The organism is Novosphingobium sp., from assembly GCF_049240505.1.
Taxonomy (GTDB): domain Bacteria; phylum Pseudomonadota; class Alphaproteobacteria; order Sphingomonadales; family Sphingomonadaceae; genus Novosphingobium.
The window spans coordinates 1-1347 of record NZ_JBMLSM010000097.1; the positions used below are offsets into that span (position 1 = coordinate 1).

A 1347-nucleotide genomic window follows, 5' to 3' on the forward strand; every position below is an offset into this window, starting at 1 on the left:
GCCAGTAGGGCGCGATGTTTTCCCACACGGTGGGAAAGCTGATGCTGTGGTCGGCCTCAACCTTGGCCAGATAGATCGTGTGCGACATGTGCTGGCTTTTCGGATCAAGGCAGACCTTGCCAGAGGGTCCTTCAAAGCAGACATCGCCCTTGGCCAGTTCGGCAAGTAACGCGGCGCGATCTGTCGTGCCCGCACGTTCCACCATCTGCTTGTACAGATACATCGCGATGTAGGAATTGGCCGCTTCCTGGTTGATATACGGCTCATCCGGGAAGCGGGCGCGGAACTTCTCGACAAAGGCCTTCGCGGCAGGCGTGTCCACCTCTTCGATGAAGTTGGTGGTCACATACATGTCCTTCAGGCTGGGCGGGGTGAAGCGCTTGTGTTCATAGCCCTGGCCCACGTTGACCGAAGAGGCCATCGGCAGGTTCACATTTGCCGCCGCCGCCTGTTCATAGTACGAGGCCTGTGCCGCGCCCACCAGAAGCGTCACCACAAAGCCGGGCTTGGCGGCCTGGATGTTCTGGATCGACTGGCCGAACTGCGACACGCCCAGCGGGATGAACTCTTCACCCACCATGGTGCCACCATTGGCTTCGACGATGTTGCGCACCCATTCGGCCGAGATCTGGCCAAAGTTGTAATCGGCGGCCAGCGTGTAGACGTTCTTGCCGTATTTTTCCATCATCCAGGGGATCAGGGTCGAGAACTGCTGTTCCGGCACCGCGCCTGTGACGATCATGTTGGCATCGCAAACGCCACCCTCGTACTGGTTGTTGTAGAAGGCCAGCCCGTCGAACTGGTTGACGATGGGGCGATACGCCTCTCGCGAAGCCGATGAAAAGCCTGCAAAGACCACATCCACCTTGTCGCTTTGCAGCACGCGGCGCATGAATTCCTGATAGCGGGTGTTGTCGGACTGCGTGTCATAGGTGACCAGTTCGATCGGGCGGCCACCGATCCCGCCAGCCGCGTTGATTTCCTCGGCGGCAAGCGTGATCGCGTTGACCTTGACCATGGTGGCTGCGGCGAAATCGCCCGACTGATCTTCCAGAACGCCGATCTTGATGGCGTCCTGCGCCAGACCGGCGGACGCCGTCAGGGCGGCAACCGCCACCCCAAGGCGCAGCGCCTTTGCAAGTTGACTTCCACTGGGCATAGTAAACCTCCTTGTCATGGTTGTTTCGTTTTCCGCTCATGCGCCGCAGTGCCGGCAAGACGCATGGAGGATGTTGACGCGGCCAAGGTCTGGGCCGCGAATTCTTCGATCGAGATGCGCCTGGTCATGCTGGCCACGCGCATTCTCCGATAGGCTTCGTCATCCGAAACATCATCGTCCTTCATGAT

At 59.5% G+C, this 1347-nt stretch carries 2 protein-coding genes; both read right to left on the reverse strand.

From position 1 onward, the window contains the following. Positions 1–1159, reverse strand: a 1159-nt coding sequence (locus tag ACOVQ0_RS08160) for an urea ABC transporter substrate-binding protein (protein WP_421882667.1), incomplete at its 3' end; no start/stop codon positions are given. Positions 1160–1173: 14 nt separating this feature from the next. Then, on the reverse strand, positions 1174–1344 hold the full coding sequence (locus ACOVQ0_RS08165) for a hypothetical protein (protein ID WP_421882669.1): 171 nt from the start codon (positions 1342–1344) through the stop codon (positions 1174–1176). Between the last annotated feature and the right edge of the window lie 3 nt (positions 1345–1347).